Raw genomic sequence first — 17,561 nt, forward strand, 5'->3', positions numbered from 1 at the left:
GTTTTCACAATAAACAATACTTCTGCCAGAATGATTGAGAATCATCTCAAAGTGGGGACGGGATTTATTTCTGCGCTTCGTTAATTAACTGGCTATATATACAGTTGCCCCCTGCATAAAACATACAGGGGGCACTTAATGCTTCGCAATCATTTAGCAGTTTCTTCCGATTCCGGTAGTGTCACGTTAAGTTCAAGCACCGAAATATCATCCCCTTTCTGCTCGAACTGCACGTGGAGCATTTCGGGGTCGATTTGAATGTATTTGCAAATTACTGCCAAAATGTCGCGTTTTAAATCAGGCAGATAGTGGGGTTCGCTGTCCCCACGACGACGTTCTGCTACAATAATTTGCAGCCGTTCCTTGGCTACACTGGCTGTTGATTTTTTGCGGGACAGAAAGAAGTCTAACAAAGCCATGGTTTATCCCCCAAAAAGGCGTTTCAGGAAGCCCTTTTTCTCTTCTTCGATGAAGCGGAATGGGCGTTCTTCTCCTAACAAGCGGTGAACGGTATCGTCGTAGGCTTTACCAGCATCAGACTCATTATCAAGAATAACAGGTTCGCCCTGGTTAGAGGCGCGCAATACGGATTGATCCTCAGGGATCACGCCAACCAGTGGAATACGCAGGATTTCCAGTACGTCTTCCATGCTCAGCATATCGCCACGGCTTACTCGGCCCGGGTTGTAACGGGTCAGCAGCAGATGTTCCTTGATCGGTGAATCGCCTCTCTCGGCGCGGCGTGACTTGGAAGCCAGAATGCCAAGAATACGGTCGGAGTCGCGTACTGAAGAGACTTCCGGGTTAGTGGTAATGATCGCTTCATCGGCGAAATAGAGCGCCATCAACGCACCAGTTTCGATCCCCGCCGGAGAGTCGCAGACCACAAATTCAAAGGCCATCTCGTCCAGATCGTTGAGAACCTTCTCAACGCCTTCGCGGGTCAACGCGTCTTTATCACGGGTTTGTGAAGCGGGTAGGATAAACAGATTTTCGGTACGCTTGTCTTTGATCAACGCCTGGTTCAGCGTTGCATCACCCTGAATAACGTTAACGAAATCATAAACTACCCGGCGTTCACAGCCCATGATAAGGTCAAGATTACGCAGGCCGATATCGAAGTCGATTACCACGGTTTTCTTGCCTTTTTGGGCTAAGCCGGTAGCAATGGCCGCACTTGAAGTGGTCTTGCCAACGCCCCCTTTACCCGATGTAACAACAATAATGCGTGCCATGAAATGGATTCCTTGTCAAAAGGGCTTAATTTAAAGGTTGTATGGTTAAAGCGTTATCCAACAGGCTGAGCCGCGCTGCCTGCCCGAAAAAATCGGACGGGATCTGATCGCTCAACCAGTACTGCCCTGCGATAGAGACTAGCTCAGCACCCAGGTGCGTGCAAAAAATCTGACACTGGGTATCGCCAGAGGCACCTGCCAGGGCACGGCCACGCATGGAGCCGTAAATATGTATATTGCCATCGGCAATTAACTCGGCACCAGCACTGACGCTGCTGGTGACGATCAGATCGCTGTTACGGGCATAAATCTGTTGGCCAGAACGAACGGGTGCACTGATGATGCGCGTTTTGGCTGGGGCATTGTCTGGTAGTGATATGGCGGCAGGGGCCTGGGGAGGCGTTTTCTGGCCTTTGCCCTCATTGAGCAATGGCAAACCTGCACGGACAATAGCGCGTTTTTGCCGCTCATCTTTGCAACCGCTGATGCCGACCACTCGCAGGCCTGCTGCTGTGACCGCCTGTTGAAGTTCTTTCCAGTCTGCATCGCCGTTTAGCGTAGCAACATTGATGACAACAGGGGCGTTTTTGAGAAAGGCTGGCGCTTGCTCCACCTTTTCTTGCAGTGCCTGACGTATTACCTCGGGTTCTGAATTATGCAAATGAACAACCGATAGGGTAAAACTGCTGCCTTTTAGCTCAATTGGCGATTGTGACATCTATCCTGACTCAGTATCTGCAACTTTAAATCCCCGGAATACCACTCGGGGTGCGATATTCCGAAGTACTATAAGCATGTTATAGTCAGAGTTATATCCAGGCAAGTCGCTGCCTCAATTAAATAGAGTTTTAAAAATGCTTTGTGTGATCTATAGAAGCCCAAAACGTGATCAAACTTATCTTTATGTCGAAAAAAAGACGATTTCTCACGAGTGCCTGAAGATTTGATGAAAAGCTTCGGTACCCCGCAGTTTGCCATGATGCTTTCACTGGACGGAAGAAAGAAATTGGCTTCGGCTGATATCGAAAAAGTGAAAGAGGCTTTGATACAGGAAGGGTTTTATCTGCAGTTCCCGCCGCCGGTGGAAAACTTATTAAACCTGCATCTGTCTGACGACAACAAATAAGTCAGCGCTGATTTTAAGCTGCATGTTAAATGCCAGCCACACAGGTAGGGAAGATCACCATGAAATTGTCGACCATGTCGATGGTGCTAACGGCGCTGATCCTGGGAGGATGCGCCAAACAGAATGTTGCGGCCCCGGCCCCAGCATCAGCCAGCGCAACATCGGCAAAACAAAGTGTTACGTTGGCACAAACCGGGCGCGATCCGGCAGAGTTTCCGTCATATGTTGAAAAACTGAAAAGCCAGGCCGTAGCTCAGGGGATCTCACAGGCCATTGTTGACAGCGCGTTTGCCAATGTTCATTTCGTTGATCGAGTCATCACGGCCGATCGCAATCAGTTGGAAAAGAAAATCACGCTGGATGATTATCTTAACCGCGTGCTGCCAGCGTGGAAAATCCAGCGTGGCCGCGAGATGCGCCAGCAATATCAACCTCAATTGGCGCGGGCGACGGCGCGTTCTGGTGTTCCTGAACAATATATTGTTGCTTTATGGGGCATGGAGAGCAGCTTCGGGAAGATTCAGGGCAAAGAAGATATCGTTTCGGCATTGGCAACCTTGGCTTTTGAAGGGCGGCGGGAAGCGTTTTTTACCCGGCAACTGATGGCTGCCTTGGAGATTATCGAACAAGGGCATATCGATACGGCCAACCTGAAAGGCTCATGGGCTGGTGCGATGGGGCAATGCCAGTTTATGCCAACCTCATTTTTGACCTATGCAGCCGATGGGGATGGTGATGGCAAGATTGATATCTGGAACAACCTTGATGATGTGTTTGCGTCTACCGCTAACTATCTGGCCACAGAAGGTTGGAAGCCTGGCGTAAGCTGGGGGCGAGAAGTAAAACTGCCTGCCGGTTTCAGGGCCGAAAGGCTTGGGCTGGAAGATGCTCAGGCGCAAAGCGTCAATGAATGGGCCGGGCAGGGCGTAGTGCTGCCAGATGGCTCACCGTTGCCAGCTTCTGTGTTACGCAGTTGGATGATCGCGCCGGATGATATGCAGGGGCGCGCCTTCCTGGTTTATGATAACTTCCGTACACTCATGCATTGGAATCGATCGTATTATTTCGCGATCAGCGTGGGGATGATGGCTGACGGTATCGCGCAATAGGCGCAACCTCAAGGTGCCTGCAAAGGTACCCGTTCGTATCATGGGCTTGGCAAATCATACCGAGCCCTTAACTGTGGTTGGGAGAGGCGGTATGTATCAACATAGAGACTGGCAAGGTGCGTTGCTCGATTTCCCGGTAAGCAAAGTGGTTTGTGTCGGCAGCAACTACGCCGACCATATCAAGGAAATGGGGAGTGCAACTTCGCCTGAACCGGTGTTATTTATCAAGCCAGAAACGGCGCTGTGCGATATCCGTCAACCGGTAGCGATCCCTAAAGGGTTGGGGTCGGTGCATCATGAGGTTGAACTCGCGGTTCTGATCGGAACGCCGTTGAAACAGGCCAATGAAGATCGTGTCGCCAGGGCTATCGCCGGTTATGGTGTGGCACTGGATTTAACCTTGCGCGACCTGCAGGCCGGGTTCAAAAAGGCCGGGCAACCTTGGGAAAAGGCCAAAGGGTTTGATGGTTCTTGCCCTATCTCCGGTTTCATTCCCGTTGCGGAATTTGGCGACCCACAAAATACTGAGCTCTCCCTGACGGTTAATGACGAATTACGCCAGCAGGGCAATACGCGGGATATGATTACCCCAATCTTACCGCTGATCGCCTATATGAGCCGCTTCTTTACGCTGCGTGCCGGTGACATCATCCTGACCGGTACACCGCAGGGCGTTGGGCCCATGGCGTCTGGGGATATGCTGAAAATCTCGCTTAATGGCAAGTTGGTCAGCACCCGCGTGATTTAACAGCGCCCTACGGCGTTATCGCCTGGCAACCAGGCTGATTATCGCTCAGCCCACCAGTTGACCTTGAGCCGCTGGTGGGTCGTTATTTCCTTTTGTGTTGAGTGTCTATATAGTGCCCCCCTTGAAACCTGCTTGCAGGTAGTTTGTTCATTTACCTATTTTCGGAAGTCGATATGTCACAACTCCCTTTTTGGCAACAGAAAAAGCTGGACGAAATGTCTGAGGCAGAGTGGGAATCGCTGTGCGACGGATGTGGGCAATGTTGTCTGAACAAGCTGATCGATGAAGATACCGATGAGATCTATTTCACCAACGTGGCCTGCGATCAGCTCAATATCAAATCCTGCCAGTGCCGTAACTACGAGCGCCGTTTTGAACTGGAGGAAGATTGCATCAAGCTGACGCGCGAAAATCTCACCACCTTCGACTGGTTGCCACCTACCTGCGCTTACCGCCTGATTGGGGAAGGTAAGCCGCTATTCGCCTGGCACCCTTTGATCAGCGGTTCAAAGGCTGCAATGCATGGCGAACGTATTACCGTTCGTCATATCGCAGTGCGTGAAAGCGAAGTCGTGGATTGGCAAGACCATATTCTCAACAAACCAAGCTGGGCACGTTGAGTTGCTGATTTAACAGCCCGCTCATTGCGAGCGGGCTGACGGCTTATCGAACCACCAGAACCGAGGTTCTGGCATACCTGACAACGGATGACGCTGTTGTGCCGAGTAGGTAGGTGGTAATGTTTGGCCGACGAGAACCGACAACGAGCAGGTCAGCGCTGATTTCTTCTGCAAGATTCAAAATCCGATCTCTTGGTGCCCCGATTTCTACCGAGCAGTGGATCCTGTCTTCCGGGATGTCAAAAAGCTTCGTGACCTTTTTCAACTCTGCCAAAGCAATCTGAACCCGTTCATCATCACTGGGCAGTAAACGGTCCGGCTGTGATAATCCAAATTCGTAGTAAGCCAGCATCGGATAGAGCACGGCGAGAAAATGTATATGCGGATCGTCCATTTTAGACAGCGAGTTAATATGGGGAACTACCTTTTGGGTTAACTCGATTTCGGCTAAGTCTATAGGCACTAGGATTGTCTTGTACATAAAACCTCCTGTTTCTTACGTGACTTACTGGTTATCCCACAAGTAAATATAATAAATATCACGTAGGTCATAAGTGATGCAGGTCAATGTTTCGCCGATGGTGCCAGGCATTTCCTGACACCATGACAATTTAGATCAGCGGCTTGTGAAGCAGCGTTTCCAGCACTCTCAGTGGTGCATTCTGCGGGTTTTTCATTGCCTGCACCGGGAGCAGGAAGGTTTGCTCCAGCAAAAACTGCCCGGCCATTGCGGCATGCGGAGTTTGATCGGAAAAGCAGATCCAACTGCTGCCTGGTGGGAATTCAATCGCTTGCTGCGGGCCATTTTTTTGGTAATCCGCATCGGCTTTCATAACGTCGTGCATGTGTAACATCAGATGATCGTAGTGGCTGCGACGGGTTTTGGTTATGCCAAGTTTATCCTGCACCCAACTGGCGAAAGGCGAATAGCGCCCTAAACGCGGGAGGAAGCGTTGCGCCAACTCAGGGAAGGGTTCACCGATCCGCCACAGGCGACTTTCCCCATTCGGGTTGATATTAGTGAAGATACGTAAAATACGTTCGCCATAATTTGGACGGGAGGGAAAAGCATCCACATGCAGGCGGCTGTCATCTTTGCGCCATGAGGTACCCGCCTTCCAGGCCGAAATCGGATGTAAACGCAGGCTATTGGTTGGCATATGCAGGGCATGGCGATATTCGGGTAGGAAAGTGTTGACCAATTCCTGGCAGGCCCGGTGGTGTCGTGCCAAGAGTTTTTTCACCGATTCACGTTCGCCTTCCCGTGCTACGCCGGTCAATTTTTGCTGCTCGGGTTGATAACTGATGTTTTTACGTTTGGCATCCACCAATTCGGGGGTGAGCAGAGTTTTTTCCGCATCGGTCAGGTTAAAAGCCAGATGAGGGAAAAACAGTACTTTGCCTTCTTCCAGAGCCGCCACGGCACCAGAGGTAGAAGGGGGTCGATGCGCCATTCCTGATAGGGAAGCGTCATAACGGTGGTTTCCAGGCTTATTCTATTTTCAGACATCTTGTTCCCTTACCAAAAACCTGTTTTTTTACTGGGTTATGCCAACCCGAGGTCGAGTCATCTGCGTTACAGATCTGTACCGACGGGTATGCTGATTTTCATCATGTAGATCATAGGCCTGATATCTTGTTCACACAGATGAAAAGTTAAACAAAAGCTAAACAATGCGACAAATAACCGGCATAAATCAAAATGAGTACTGCAGAGAAATCTATTTACCCTCAATCTATGAATTATCCGCCGTTAAATATTCATTTTCTGAATAAAAGATCCGCAATCAATAGTAGAGTGTAGTAAATAAAGCTCACTGTGAGGGAGCCCGTTGTAGGAAAAATGATATGACAATTCAGAAGGGAAGCCCAATTAAACTTAATGTTATGTAAATTACTCCCCAAAACCCTTGGGTGTCCTTCTTTTTAAACAGAATGTTAGGTAGTTTGTCGGCTCTTGCGCCTAGTGATGAGAGTTTGATAATGAAGAAGATGGCACGCCTGTTTGCCGTGGCCGGAGTACTGATTGTACTCGTTTACTATTTTACCCACACCTGATGTCAGAGTGCCTTTCTGAGATTATACGCAATTCAATAAAAAACGGCGCCAGATTGGCGCCGTTTTACGATGTCAGGGATTATCGACCAAACAGGTCACGCTTACGCTGGCGAACAAATTGGCTGATCAGCACTAAAATCCCGATCAACAGATAGGCTGCAAAGATCCCTACCAGCCACTGCGGCATTTCCATCGACAGGAACTGCCATTGGCGCACAGCACAATCACCCGAAGCGTGGAACACGGCCGGGAGCCATTTGTCCAGAGGCAACCAGGAAGGGAAACTGACAAAGAAATCACAGGTATTGAATGGTGATGGGTGCAACTGGATCATGGTGTGCTTCCAGGCCAGTTGCACGCCCTCCCAGGCGCTGTATATCCACAGCAGGATAGCGACGTAACGCAACGGAGATTTCGGCGCTATTGCCCCAATCAGCGATGCTCCCAGGATCCCGAACAGAGCAACGCGTTCGTAGATACACATCACACAAGGCTGCAGCAGCATTACGTGCTGAAAATAGAGGGCTATCAACTCTAGAACTATCACAGTCAGAGCCATCAACAGCCAAGCACCACGCTCCTGCGAGCAGCGGTTAAAGAATTGCAACATATATATATTCTTCCATGCAGTAAGCAATTGAACCGGCAGTGTAAACCAATTCATCCCTGCTGCCAGCTTTCTGAACGTGATTCAGTGAAAAATATCGCTGGCCGCAGGAGTTAATGATGCGGCTAATGTGCAGCGGTTGGCACCCCGGCGTCAAGTGGTGGCAGCGTCAGCCAGTGCCACTGGGTCAACAAATCGGTTAGCGGAGCCAAAGAATATTGCACACATAACAGGCCGACCAACGTCAGAACCACCGTATACGGCAGCGCCATCCAGACCATACGCCCGTAAGACATGCGCACCAATGGCGCAAGGGCCGAAGTCAGCAGAAACAGAAAAGCGGCCTGGCCGTTCGGTGTCGCTACCGAAGGCAGATTGGTACCGGTATTAATGGCCACCGCCAGCATTTCAAACTGTTTGAGCGAAATCGAACCATTTTCCAGCGCCGCCCGCGCTTCGTTAATATACACCGTTCCGACAAAAACGTTATCTGAAACGGAAGAGAGCAGGCCGTTAAACAGATAGAACAGCGAGAGCTGTGTGGAAGGTGGTGCCTGCAATACATAGTGGATCACCGGGCTAAACAACTGTTGCTCGATAATAACCGCGACGACGGTGAAAAATACCGTCAACAGAGCAGTAAAGGGCAGAGCTTCCTGGAAGGCCTTGCCGATGGCATGTTCATCAGTCACGCCGCATAAAGAGGTTGCCAGAATGATCACCGAAAGGCCGATAAGACCCACTTCAGCCAAATGGAAGGCTAGCGCAATCACCAGCCAGATACCGATCATCGCCTGCACCACAAGTTTCATTTTTTCCTGGCTGCTGCGTTTGGCCGTGGCTTTGCGATCAACGTCTTGCAGAACTTCTCGCACTCGCTCAGGCAGCTTGGTGCCATAGCCAAATACCGCAAAACGTTCCACCAGCAGGCAAACCAACAGCCCACATACAAATACCGGCAGTGTTACAGGTGACATCCGCAGGAAGAAATCAATAAAACCCCAACCCGCGCTTTTGGCGATGATCAGGTTCTGCGGCTCACCCACCATAGTCATCACGCCGCCTAAAGCGGTACCGACGCCGGCATGCATCAACAAGCTGCGCAGGAAAGCACGAAACTGCTCCAGCGTTTGTTTATGGCCAGTGTTTTCAATGCCGCTGTCATCGCTGATATCAAGATTGTTGCTGGTCTGACTGGATGCCACCTTGTGGTAAATCGAATAAAAGCCGGTACCGACGCTAATAACAACGGCGACCACCGTCAGGGCATCCAGGAAGGCAGAAAGCAGGGCGGCTGCAAAGCAGAATGCCAGCGACAGTAGCATTTTTGAACGGATATTCAGCAGCAGCTTGGTAAATACAAACAGCAGCAACTGTTTCATGAAATAGATGCCCGCGACCATAAACACCAATAACAGCAAGACCTCGAGGTTATTGGCAATCTCTGCGCTGACATGTGAAGGGGTGGTCATGCCAATGATCACGGCTTCAATGGCCAGCAGCCCCCGGGTTGCAAGGGATAACACTTCAATGCCATCGCCAGCGTAAAGATAAACTCAACGACCAACAGCCAGCCCGCAATAAACGGACTGACCAGAAAAAAGACCAATGGATTGATCACCAAAAAACTAATGATGGCCAATTTGTACCAGTCGGGAGCTGACCCGAGAAAATTCTTTATCAATGCCGTTCGTATTGTCATATCTATACCGTTCAAAAAACCTTGAATGAGTTAACGCGCTATACCCTAACAACGGCAGTAGGCAAGATGCAATGCGGAGCGCTTCTATAGCTGGAAATTTCGACGAAGTGGTTTTTGTATATTTTTTGCCAGGTTATGCACACTTTCGTTTAATGTTCTTTGCTCACACTATGTGATGCTACGGCGATCTGGTATGATCTGCTGATTACAATTACTGTTTATCGTCGCTACGGAACATCAAACACATGGTCATAAAGGCGCAGAGTCCTGCCGGTTTCGCGGAAGAATACATTATTGAAAGTATTTGGAATAATCGCTTCCCCCTGGCACTATTTTGCCCGCGGAACGTGAGCTTTCAGAATTGATTGGTGTCACGCGCACAACATTACGTGAAGTTTTACAGCGATTGGCCCGTGATGGCTGGTTGACTATCCAACATGGTAAACCTACCAAGGTTAACAACTTTTGGGAAACCTCTGGTCTTAACATTCTGGAGACACTGGCGCGCCTCGACCATAATAGCGTGCCGCAACTGATTGATAATCTGTTGTCTGTGCGCACCAACATTGCTTCTATCTTTATCCGTGCGGCGGTTCGCAATCACCCGGAGCAGGCGCAGGAAGTGTTGGCAAAAGCGGCGCAGGTTGACGACCAGGCTGATGCGTTTAATCTCCTTGATTATGAAATTTTCCGTGGGCTGGCATTTGCCTCGGGCAACCCGATTTATGGCCTGATCCTCAACGGATTGAAAGGGTTGTATACGCGCGTTGGGCGTTATTATTTCTCCAACCCGGAAGCGCGCAAACTGGCACTTAACTTCTACAACAAGTTGTCTAGCTTGTGCCAGGACAAAATGTACGATCAGGTTATGGACTGTGTACGTAACTATGGTAAAGAGAGCGGGGCCATCTGGCACAGCATGCAGGGCACCATGCCAAGCGATCTGACAGAAGCGCGCCGTTAATCCATTTTTAATCGGCCATTTTAAAGGGGCGCTTATGCGCCCCTTTGTCATTGTATGGGTTAGAGAGCTGCGGGCCTTGGTGGGCAGCGATCGAGTAATTCAACGCTGCCATCTTCGTTCTGCTGTTCCAAAATGATATCGAAGCCCCACAGCCGATGCAGGTGTTTCATTACATCTTTGCGGCTCTTGTCCAGCGGGGCTCTGTCCTGCGGAATATAGCGCAGCGTTAATGAACGATCGCCGCGCAGGTCGACATTCCAAATTTGAATATTGGGTTCGTGGTTACTCAGGTTGTATTGAGCTGACAGCTCCTGGCGTATCGCACGGTACCCAGCTTCGTTATGGATTGCCGAAATCTCCAGATAGTTGTTACGATCGTCATCCAGTACCGTGAACAGGCGGAAGTCGCGCATGATCTTCGGTGAAAGGAACTGGCTGATAAAACTTTCGTCCTTGAAGTCGCGCATGGCGAAATGCAGGGTGTCCAGCCAGTCTTTACCAGCGATATCCGGGAACCAGTAGCGATCCTCCTCGGTTGGCGACTGGCAGATCCGCTTGATGTCCTGGAACATGGCAAATCCCAGAGCATAAGGGTTAATGCCGTTGTAATAAGGGCTGTTGTAAGGGGGCTGATAGACCACATTGGTATGACTGTGCAAAAACTCCAGCATGAAGCGATCCGTTACGTGACCTTCGTCGTAAAGGTGGTTCAGGATGCTGTAGTGCCAGAAGGTGGCCCAACCTTCGTTCATTACCTGCGTCTGTTTCTGCGGATAGAAATATTGGCTTACCTTGCGCACGATGCGTAATACCTCACGCTGCCAGGGTTCCAGCAGTGGGGCGTTCTTCTCCATAAAATAGAGAATGTTTTCCTGTGGCTCACGCGGATAGCGCAACGCTTGTTCAGGCTGCTCTTCGCGATCGACACGCGGCAGAGTTTTCCACAGTGAGTTAACCTGGCTTTGCAGATATTCCTCACGGTTTTTCTGGCGCGCTTTTTCCTCCAGCAGCGAGATTTTTTGCGGACGTTTGTAACGGTCCACGCCGTAGTTCATCAGCGCATGGCAGGAATCGAGCAGTTTTTCCACTTCTTCCACACCATAACGTTCTTCACATTGGCTGATGTAATGGCGGGCAAACAGCAGGTAATCGACGATTGAACTGGCGTCGGTCCAACTGCGGAACAGATAGTTATTCTTGAAAAATGAGTTATGCCCATAGCAGGCATGAGCCATTACCAGCGCCTGCATGGTGATGGTGTTCTCTTCCATCAGATAGGCAATGCAAGGGTTGGAGTTGATAACAATTTCATAGGCCAAACCTTGCTGGCCATGCTTGTAACGCTGTTCGGTTTCAATAAACTTCTTGCCGAATGACCAGTGGGTATAGTTGATCGGCATCCCGACACTGGAATAAGCGTCCATCATCTGCTCGGAGGTAATGACCTCGATCTGATGCGGATAGGTGTCGAGCCGGTAGTGCTTGGCGACCCGGTCAATCTGCTCCAGATAAACTTGCAGCAGTTCGAACGTCCAGTCCGGTCCATCGCTCAGACGTTTATCTTCCTTAACCTTTTTATGTGTCGAAGTAGTCATCAGCGCACCCTCGTTATTAACGGGTCTTGCTCATTCGGCAGACCCTTTAACAATGATAGTCCAAGCCGCAATAAATCGTTTGAAATCATCTGCACGCGTCAATCAACGCGCTTGTTGAAAAACGCATGTGAAGGCACAAATACGCGTCGATTAGCAGGAAGGGACAGGATCCAACCTGCTAATGGCACTAATAATTATAAGTTTGTATTTTATGGAATAATATTTTGCATTTCTTTTATTTTGTGAATTTATACTCTTATCTTCAGGTGTTAATGGCGAGCTGTTTTTTGGTTAAATGTGGTGAGGCTAATGGCTGCAAAAAAGCCTGTTTTTACAACACTTCCTCGTTTAGCATCATAATATCGCGATCAATTGGCTACTGTTGCAAAAGTCAGGCGCATGAACGATAAATTAATTGTGAATATTGTCACGATTGACGATCAATTTGTTGGCTAGTTTTTTCCACTGAGTTAATTTCCTGTTATTGGTGGATTGTGCTTTGTGAAATCTTAAGCTGGAGTCAGCGATGCATGTAGTCATTTTAGGTAGTGGGGTGGTGGGCGTTGCCAGTGCCTGGTATTTGGCAAAAGCAGGCCATGAGGTGACGGTGATCGATCGCCAGCCGGGGCCAGCGCTAGAGACCAGTGCCGCCAATGCTGGGCAGATCTCGCCGGGCTATGCGGCACCCTGGGCAGCGCCTGGTGTGCCATTGAAGGCAATTAAATGGATGTTCCAGCGCCACGCGCCGCTGGCAATTCACATTGATGGCAGCAGCTTCCAACTGCGCTGGATGTGGCAGATGCTGAAAAATTGTGACACTGCACATTATATGACCAATAAAGGCCGTATGGTGCGGCTGGCGGAGTACAGCCGTGACTGTATCAAAGCGCTACGTCAGGAAACCGGTATTCAGTATGAAGGCCGGCAGGGGGGACTCTGCAACTGTTCCGTACTGCTCAGCAGTTTGAAAGTGCCGCCAAGGACATCGCCGTGCTGGAAGATGCCGGGGTGCCATATAAATTATTGGAAGCCAGCCAGTTGGCAACGGTTGAACCTGCGCTGGCACAGGTCGTGCACAAATTGACCGGTGGTTTGCAGTTGCCGAATGATGAAACCGGGGACTGCCAATTGTTTACACAACAGTTGGCAAAGCTGGCCCAACAGGCTGGTGTCAATTTCCAGTTCAACCGCAACGTCGAGCGTTTGCTGGTGGAGGGCGACAAAATTACCGGCGTGCAATGCGATGGCGAAGTCATTAAAGCAGACAGCTATGTCGTCGCTCTCGGCTCCTATTCCACAAGCTTGTTACGTGACCTGGTTTCAATCCCGGTTTATCCGCTCAAAGGTTATTCGTTAACCATTCCAATTATTGATGAAGCGGCGGCGCCGTTCTCTACCGTACTTGATGAAACCTACAAAATCGCCATAACTCGCTTCGATCAGCGTATCCGCGTTGGTGGAATGGCCGAGATTGTTGGCTTTAATACCCAGTTGGAACAGAAACGCCGCGAAACGTTGGAAATGGTTGTGCGCGATCTTTATCCCAGCGGCGGGCGGATTGAAGACGCCACTTTCTGGACGGGATTACGCCCGATGACGCCAGATGGCACGCCGATCGTTGGCCGTACCTCATTGAAAAACCTCTATCTGAATACCGGCCATGGCACGCTGGGCTGGACGATGGCCTGCGGGTCTGGCCAACTGCTTGCGGATCTGATTTCTGGCACCACGCCAGCCATTCCCTCGGACGATCTGGCGGTAGCCCGTTACAGTGCCGATTTCCGCAAGATGCAGGCTATCCCTCTGAATGATGTGCATCCGGCACGCTGAAGGTTGTTGATGCCGCAAAATCTTTTGCGGCTGCTGAATATTGGCCTGAAGGAGAGCCCATGCCCCGCCCGATCACCGCAACGCTGCATCTGGACGCGTTTGCCAATAACCAGCAGGTCGTTCGCCGATTTGCTCCCTCAACCAAAATCTGGTCGGTCGTCAAGGCCAATGCTTATGGGCATGGCTTGAAAAATGTCTGGCGTAGCCTGGCAGAGCATACGGATGGCTTTGCTTTGCTCGACCTGGCCGAAGCTGTGCTGCTGCGAGAGCGCGGTTGGCGGGGGCCGATCCTGCTATTGGAGGGGTTTTTCCAACCAGCAGAGATAGCATTGCTCGATCGCTACCGGTTAACTACGGCAGTCAACAGTGATTGGCAGTTGCAGGCGATTGCCGAAGCTCGCCTGCAGGCCCCGTTGGATGTGTATCTCAAGCTTAATAGTGGGATGAATCGCCTGGGATTCGCCCCGGATCGATTGCACAACGTTTGGCTAACCGCGCGTGAGCTGGCCAATATTGGTTCAATAACCTTGATGAGCCATTTTGCTACGGCTGATAGTGACGAGGGGGTCGAACAACAGATGGCAACTATTGAACGTGCCGCTGCTGCGCTCGATCTGCCACGTTGTCTGGCCAACTCTGCTGCTACCTTATGGCATCCGTCCACGCACGGGAGTTGGGTAAGACCGGGGATTATACTTTATGGCGCATCACCTACCGGGGACTGGCGCGACATTGCCGATATTGGTCTGCAACCTGCGATGACGCTGAGCAGTGAGATTATCGGAATTCAACAATTACAGGCTGGGGATCGCGTTGGTTATGGAGGGCGTTATGCTGCCGATGGGCCACAGCGCATTGGCGTAGTAGCCTGCGGCTATGCAGATGGTTATCCACGGCATGCTCCTACAGGGACGCCTGTGTGGATTGAAGGGGCACTGACTCGCACCCTCGGTTCGGTTTCGATGGATATGATGATGGTCGATCTGACGCCTTGCCCGCAGGCGACGGTAGGTAGCAAGGTTGAACTGTGGGGGCGCAACCTGCCGGTCGATAATGTTGCTGCAGCAGCTGGAACTTTGGGTTACGAACTGCTGACAGCATTGGCTGCACGCGTGCCCATTATCGCCGGGGAGTAATGTCAGCCTAGCTTGGTCAATTGCCCTTTGAGTTGCTTGCTGCGCTTTCTTGCGTGCAGTGCCAGCAGGCAACCTACCCACATCACCAATGCCAGCGACAGTTTCGGCTGCAAAGGTAACGCCATTGCCATCAGGCCCAAAGCGGCCCCTCCGGCCATCTGGATAAAACCAACCAGGGCTGAAGCCACCCCCGCTTCGCTTGAGTAGGGTTCCAGTGCGTAACTGGTCGCCGGGCCCATAACAAACGCTAATCCCGCACAGGCACTGGCCACGGGCAACATATAAGCCAGCCAATGAATTTGTGCTTGCGGAGAAAACAGTGTCACGCCTGACAACAGCCCGATGCAGCCGATCCCCATTAATACACCGCCGGTAGCCAGGCAGAATGGCCGACCAATCTTGTGGATGATACGGTTGGCAAAAAAGCTTACCAGCATAATCCAGAAGCCATTAGCGCCAAACACCAAAGAGAACTGCAGCGGTGACAGGCCCGCTGTGCCCATCAGCACATTCGGTGCCAGTGAAACGTAGGTTAACGCCATGCCCATGGCACCGGCATTTACCAAGCTGAAAGAGATAAAACGGCGGTCGCCAAGAATGCGCAGATATTGCCGCACCGGCAGGCCTTTTACCGGCACCGTGTCGGTAGGCCGGGTTTCTGGCAGCCGGAAGACGATCAGCAACAAAACCAATAATGCGTAACCCATCAGGAACCAGAATGGGGCGCGCCAGCCAAAGGCTTCTGCCAACAGGCCGCCCAGTAATGGAGCCAGTGCAGGGATGATATTCAGTGTGCCGTTGAGGAAACCAAAAGCTCGGGCAGCTTCATCGCCATTCATGCGATCGCGCACGCCGCTAAACGCCACGACGGCAGTACAGCAAACGGCAATACCCTGCAGCAAGCGTGAAGCGATAAAAATTTCGGCAGTGGTCGCCAGTGCTGCCATTGCTGCACCCGCCATATAAATCAGGATCCCGACGATAGCCACGGGTTTACGACCATAGTTATCTACCAGCGGGCCAGCTATCACCTGGCCAAGCCCTAACACCAGAATAAACAGCGAAATGGTGGATTGGATCAGAGCTTCGCTGCTGTTGAGACCGAGAGCAATGGCAGGAATAGTCGGCAGATAGAGATCGATACCCAGCGGCCCGAGCAGTACCAGACTAAGAAGCAGAAACAGAAATTTTTGCATAACAAAAACAGCACATCCTAATGACAACGAGAGGGGTAGAGTAGAGATTTCAAGGGCAAATGGAAAGGGGCAACATATTGATGAGGTTAAGGAAATCGTTTGCGCTAGTTTAATACGATACGATTTAACCGGAGGAGGGCTTCCGGTAATAAAGGGCGGAAATGGTATCGGCGACATAACGTGCCTGATGTTTTGCATCATCTAATGCGCGGTGCGGCGTACCTTCGAACGGGCGTTCTTTCTTTGGGTTGAACCCGTGTAATTCTGCCAATGTAATGATAGTTCGTGCATCCTGCGTATCCCAGAACTGCCACGGACAAGGCATGTCCAGCTGTTTGAATGCATGCTCCAGAATGGAACAGTCAAATTCTTTACCGTTGCCCCATACTTTCACCGTATCAGTGCTGTGCATATGGATAAAGCGGCTCAGATTGGTTAAGACCCGTTTCAGGCTTTCTGTGCCACCGAAAGCCTGTTTGCGAGCTTCATCTGACTGTTTTGCCCACCAGGCCACGGTATCCAGGCTGATGGTGCGCCCCGGCTGCTCTTTCTGGCTGCTGATCGCAGCTTCAAACTCGGCGCCCAGCTCGCCGGTTCTTGGGTTAAAGAACACGGCCGCAACCACCAGGATCACCGCGCTTGGCATGATATCCAGGGTTTCAATATCTAACATCAAGTGGTTCATGGTAGTTTCCTCGGCATTGTCTCTGGCAGATGGTACTACATGCCGGAATACGCTCATACTATTGAAACAGGCGGAGTGAGCTTGAACAGGGTATAATAGCTCCAGTCATTTTTCGGGTTGCTAGCCAGTGAGAACACTTATTTTCATTTTATGTATGATCGGTTATTTGCTGGTATTAGGCTACCTTGGCGTTTTTGTCACTGATAAAATCTGCGAAAAATCACAAAATTTCAGTAAGGTTTGCCGCGTGGTGGATGTGTCAGAGCCCCATATCCAGAAGTAACCGGTTATGCCAGATAATCCCGGGTGATCAACAATGTCAAAACTGCGGACAACCCGCTAAGCAGTGCCCATTGCCGCCAGCCAAATAATGCCAGCCATTTCTGTGGTGGTGTTGCGCGTTCAAACTGCCCGATGACCACCGTCCCAGCCAGTAAAAATGTCAGGATCACCATAACGATACCCAAACTTATAGCATTAAGCTGAATATGCTGGATATTGGCGCAATACAGTCTCATAAACATAAAATAGACCAGTAACAACCAGGCGAAAATGGCTCGTTTCTTCAGGATCTGGCTTAGCAGAAAAGCAATGAACAGGCTGTGTGCGGCGGAAGTCAGTGGAGCATCGAGCGGTTCTCTGGCGTAAAAGTTGTACATTGCCAGGTACAAATTAAGGATTAGCAGCGCATAAACAGAGTAAACATACCAGCCATAAACCACTTTCAATCTTTTTGGATTTGCTGCTTGTGTCATTGTTTCCTCCTTGAGTTTCCGCGAGTTATATCACCCTATTGCTAAATGAAAACTAAACGCCAAATAGGCTTTACATTTGTCTGACAGATGAACTAATTGCCTGATTGCCGGTCTCTGAAAATTGAAATATCCTTACCGCTGAGCGGTAACTTAACCTGTGGCAGTTGAAAATATGCAAAACTATAAGAATGGAAA

At 50.4% G+C, this 17,561-nt stretch carries 13 protein-coding genes and 5 pseudogenes; 7 read left to right on the forward strand and 11 right to left on the reverse strand.

The features are described from left to right. Nucleotides 1-149: 149 nt before the first annotated feature. The 3 genes from minE to minC are packed head-to-tail and all read right to left on the reverse strand — an operon-like array spanning nt 150 to nt 1,953. Nucleotides 150-419, reverse strand: a complete 270-nt coding sequence (gene minE, locus ACQ86O_RS18035) for a cell division topological specificity factor MinE (protein WP_142013025.1) — start codon at nt 417-419, stop codon at nt 150-152. A gap of 3 nt (nt 420-422) precedes the next feature. Then, entirely contained in the window at nt 423-1,235 is an 813-nt protein-coding gene (gene minD / locus ACQ86O_RS18040) for a septum site-determining protein MinD (RefSeq protein WP_431222250.1), read from the reverse strand. Nucleotides 1,236-1,260: 25 nt separating this feature from the next. Beyond that, nucleotides 1,261-1,953 (reverse strand): septum site-determining protein MinC, encoded by a 693-nt coding sequence (gene minC / locus ACQ86O_RS18045; RefSeq protein WP_431222251.1) that lies wholly within the window; start codon nt 1,951-1,953, stop codon nt 1,261-1,263. A 136-nt stretch (nt 1,954-2,089) separates the two neighbouring features. Between minC and ACQ86O_RS18050 the strand changes: the two are divergent. The 4 genes and pseudogenes from ACQ86O_RS18050 (at nt 2,090) to ACQ86O_RS18065 (ending at nt 4,838) form a co-directional block, all read left to right on the forward strand. Then, a pseudogene (locus tag ACQ86O_RS18050) lies at nt 2,090-2,361 on the forward strand (YcgL domain-containing protein). Between the two features lie 59 nt (nt 2,362-2,420). Further along, complete coding sequence (locus ACQ86O_RS18055; protein WP_431222252.1) at nt 2,421-3,470, forward strand: lytic murein transglycosylase; 1,050 nt, start codon at nt 2,421-2,423, stop codon at nt 3,468-3,470. 91 nt (nt 3,471-3,561) lie between these two features. Continuing rightward, nucleotides 3,562-4,218: a fumarylacetoacetate hydrolase family protein gene (locus ACQ86O_RS18060; RefSeq protein ID WP_431222253.1), complete on the forward strand. Its 657-nt coding sequence runs from the start codon at nt 3,562-3,564 to the stop codon at nt 4,216-4,218. Between the two features lie 173 nt (nt 4,219-4,391). After that, on the forward strand, nt 4,392-4,838 hold the full coding sequence (locus ACQ86O_RS18065) for a YcgN family cysteine cluster protein (RefSeq protein WP_431222254.1): 447 nt from the start codon (nt 4,392-4,394) through the stop codon (nt 4,836-4,838). A gap of 43 nt (nt 4,839-4,881) precedes the next feature. On the opposite strand, the gene ACQ86O_RS18070 is transcribed toward ACQ86O_RS18065, so the two are convergent. The 4 genes and pseudogenes from ACQ86O_RS18070 to nhaB form a co-directional block, all read right to left on the reverse strand. Next, the gene (locus tag ACQ86O_RS18070; RefSeq protein WP_431222255.1) at nt 4,882-5,319 is read right to left on the reverse strand and encodes a universal stress protein; all 438 of its coding nucleotides are present in this window, start codon (nt 5,317-5,319) and stop codon (nt 4,882-4,884) included. Nucleotides 5,320-5,449: 130 nt separating this feature from the next. Beyond that, nucleotides 5,450-6,348 (reverse strand): annotated as a pseudogene (locus tag ACQ86O_RS18075) (Kdo hydroxylase family protein). Nucleotides 6,349-6,975: 627 nt separating this feature from the next. Next, nucleotides 6,976-7,506 carry a disulfide bond formation protein DsbB gene (gene dsbB / locus ACQ86O_RS18080; RefSeq protein ID WP_431222256.1) on the reverse strand — a complete coding sequence of 177 codons (531 nt, stop codon included), beginning with the start codon at nt 7,504-7,506 and terminating at the stop codon, nt 6,976-6,978. 122 nt (nt 7,507-7,628) lie between these two features. Beyond that, nucleotides 7,629-9,211: pseudogene (gene nhaB / locus ACQ86O_RS18085) on the reverse strand (sodium/proton antiporter NhaB). A 239-nt stretch (nt 9,212-9,450) separates the two neighbouring features. Between nhaB and fadR the strand changes: the two are divergent. Beyond that, nucleotides 9,451-10,169: pseudogene (gene fadR, locus ACQ86O_RS18090) on the forward strand (fatty acid metabolism transcriptional regulator FadR). A 59-nt stretch (nt 10,170-10,228) separates the two neighbouring features. On the opposite strand, the gene ACQ86O_RS18095 reads toward fadR, so the two are convergent. Continuing rightward, nucleotides 10,229-11,764, reverse strand: coding sequence for a SpoVR family protein (locus ACQ86O_RS18095; RefSeq protein ID WP_431222257.1), 1,536 nt, complete (start codon nt 11,762-11,764; stop codon nt 10,229-10,231). Between the two features lie 526 nt (nt 11,765-12,290). Between ACQ86O_RS18095 and ACQ86O_RS18100 the strand changes: the two are divergent. Next, a pseudogene (locus ACQ86O_RS18100) lies at nt 12,291-13,594 on the forward strand (D-amino acid dehydrogenase). A 59-nt stretch (nt 13,595-13,653) separates the two neighbouring features. Continuing rightward, nucleotides 13,654-14,730, forward strand: a complete 1,077-nt coding sequence (gene dadX, locus ACQ86O_RS18105) for a catabolic alanine racemase DadX (RefSeq protein WP_431222258.1) — start codon at nt 13,654-13,656, stop codon at nt 14,728-14,730. Nucleotides 14,731-14,732: 2 nt separating this feature from the next. Here dadX and ACQ86O_RS18110 read toward each other — a convergent pair whose 3' ends face one another. The 3 genes from ACQ86O_RS18110 to ACQ86O_RS18120 form a co-directional block, all read right to left on the reverse strand. Beyond that, the gene (locus ACQ86O_RS18110; protein ID WP_431222259.1) at nt 14,733-15,926 is read right to left on the reverse strand and encodes a multidrug effflux MFS transporter; all 1,194 of its coding nucleotides are present in this window, start codon (nt 15,924-15,926) and stop codon (nt 14,733-14,735) included. 124 nt (nt 15,927-16,050) lie between these two features. Next, on the reverse strand, nt 16,051-16,611 hold the full coding sequence (locus tag ACQ86O_RS18115) for a 3'-5' exonuclease (protein WP_431222260.1): 561 nt from the start codon (nt 16,609-16,611) through the stop codon (nt 16,051-16,053). 287 nt (nt 16,612-16,898) lie between these two features. Next, the gene (locus tag ACQ86O_RS18120; RefSeq protein WP_431222261.1) at nt 16,899-17,366 is read right to left on the reverse strand and encodes a hypothetical protein; all 468 of its coding nucleotides are present in this window, start codon (nt 17,364-17,366) and stop codon (nt 16,899-16,901) included. Between the last annotated feature and the right edge of the window lie 195 nt (nt 17,367-17,561).

Origin of the sequence: Serratia sp. L9 (genome assembly GCF_050632285.1) — a bacterium.
In the GTDB taxonomy this organism is placed as follows: domain Bacteria; phylum Pseudomonadota; class Gammaproteobacteria; order Enterobacterales; family Enterobacteriaceae; genus Chania.

Excerpts from the sequence above, each read along its gene's own strand:
- minE (WP_142013025.1), bottom strand. The coding sequence starts at position 419 with ATGGCTTTGTTAGACTTCTTTCTGTCCCGCAAAAAATCAACAGCCAGT.
- minD (WP_431222250.1), bottom strand. The coding sequence starts at position 1,235 with ATGGCACGCATTATTGTTGTTACATCGGGTAAAGGGGGCGTTGGCAAG.
- minC (WP_431222251.1), bottom strand. The coding sequence starts at position 1,953 with ATGTCACAATCGCCAATTGAGCTAAAAGGCAGCAGTTTTACCCTATCG.
- ACQ86O_RS18055 (WP_431222252.1), top strand. The coding sequence starts at position 2,421 with ATGAAATTGTCGACCATGTCGATGGTGCTAACGGCGCTGATCCTGGGA.
- ACQ86O_RS18060 (WP_431222253.1), top strand. The coding sequence starts at position 3,562 with ATGTATCAACATAGAGACTGGCAAGGTGCGTTGCTCGATTTCCCGGTA.
- ACQ86O_RS18065 (WP_431222254.1), top strand. The coding sequence starts at position 4,392 with ATGTCACAACTCCCTTTTTGGCAACAGAAAAAGCTGGACGAAATGTCT.
- ACQ86O_RS18070 (WP_431222255.1), bottom strand. The coding sequence starts at position 5,319 with ATGTACAAGACAATCCTAGTGCCTATAGACTTAGCCGAAATCGAGTTA.
- dsbB (WP_431222256.1), bottom strand. The coding sequence starts at position 7,506 with ATGTTGCAATTCTTTAACCGCTGCTCGCAGGAGCGTGGTGCTTGGCTG.
- ACQ86O_RS18095 (WP_431222257.1), bottom strand. The coding sequence starts at position 11,764 with ATGACTACTTCGACACATAAAAAGGTTAAGGAAGATAAACGTCTGAGC.
- dadX (WP_431222258.1), top strand. The coding sequence starts at position 13,654 with ATGCCCCGCCCGATCACCGCAACGCTGCATCTGGACGCGTTTGCCAAT.
- ACQ86O_RS18110 (WP_431222259.1), bottom strand. The coding sequence starts at position 15,926 with ATGCAAAAATTTCTGTTTCTGCTTCTTAGTCTGGTACTGCTCGGGCCG.
- ACQ86O_RS18115 (WP_431222260.1), bottom strand. The coding sequence starts at position 16,611 with ATGAACCACTTGATGTTAGATATTGAAACCCTGGATATCATGCCAAGC.
- ACQ86O_RS18120 (WP_431222261.1), bottom strand. The coding sequence starts at position 17,366 with ATGACACAAGCAGCAAATCCAAAAAGATTGAAAGTGGTTTATGGCTGG.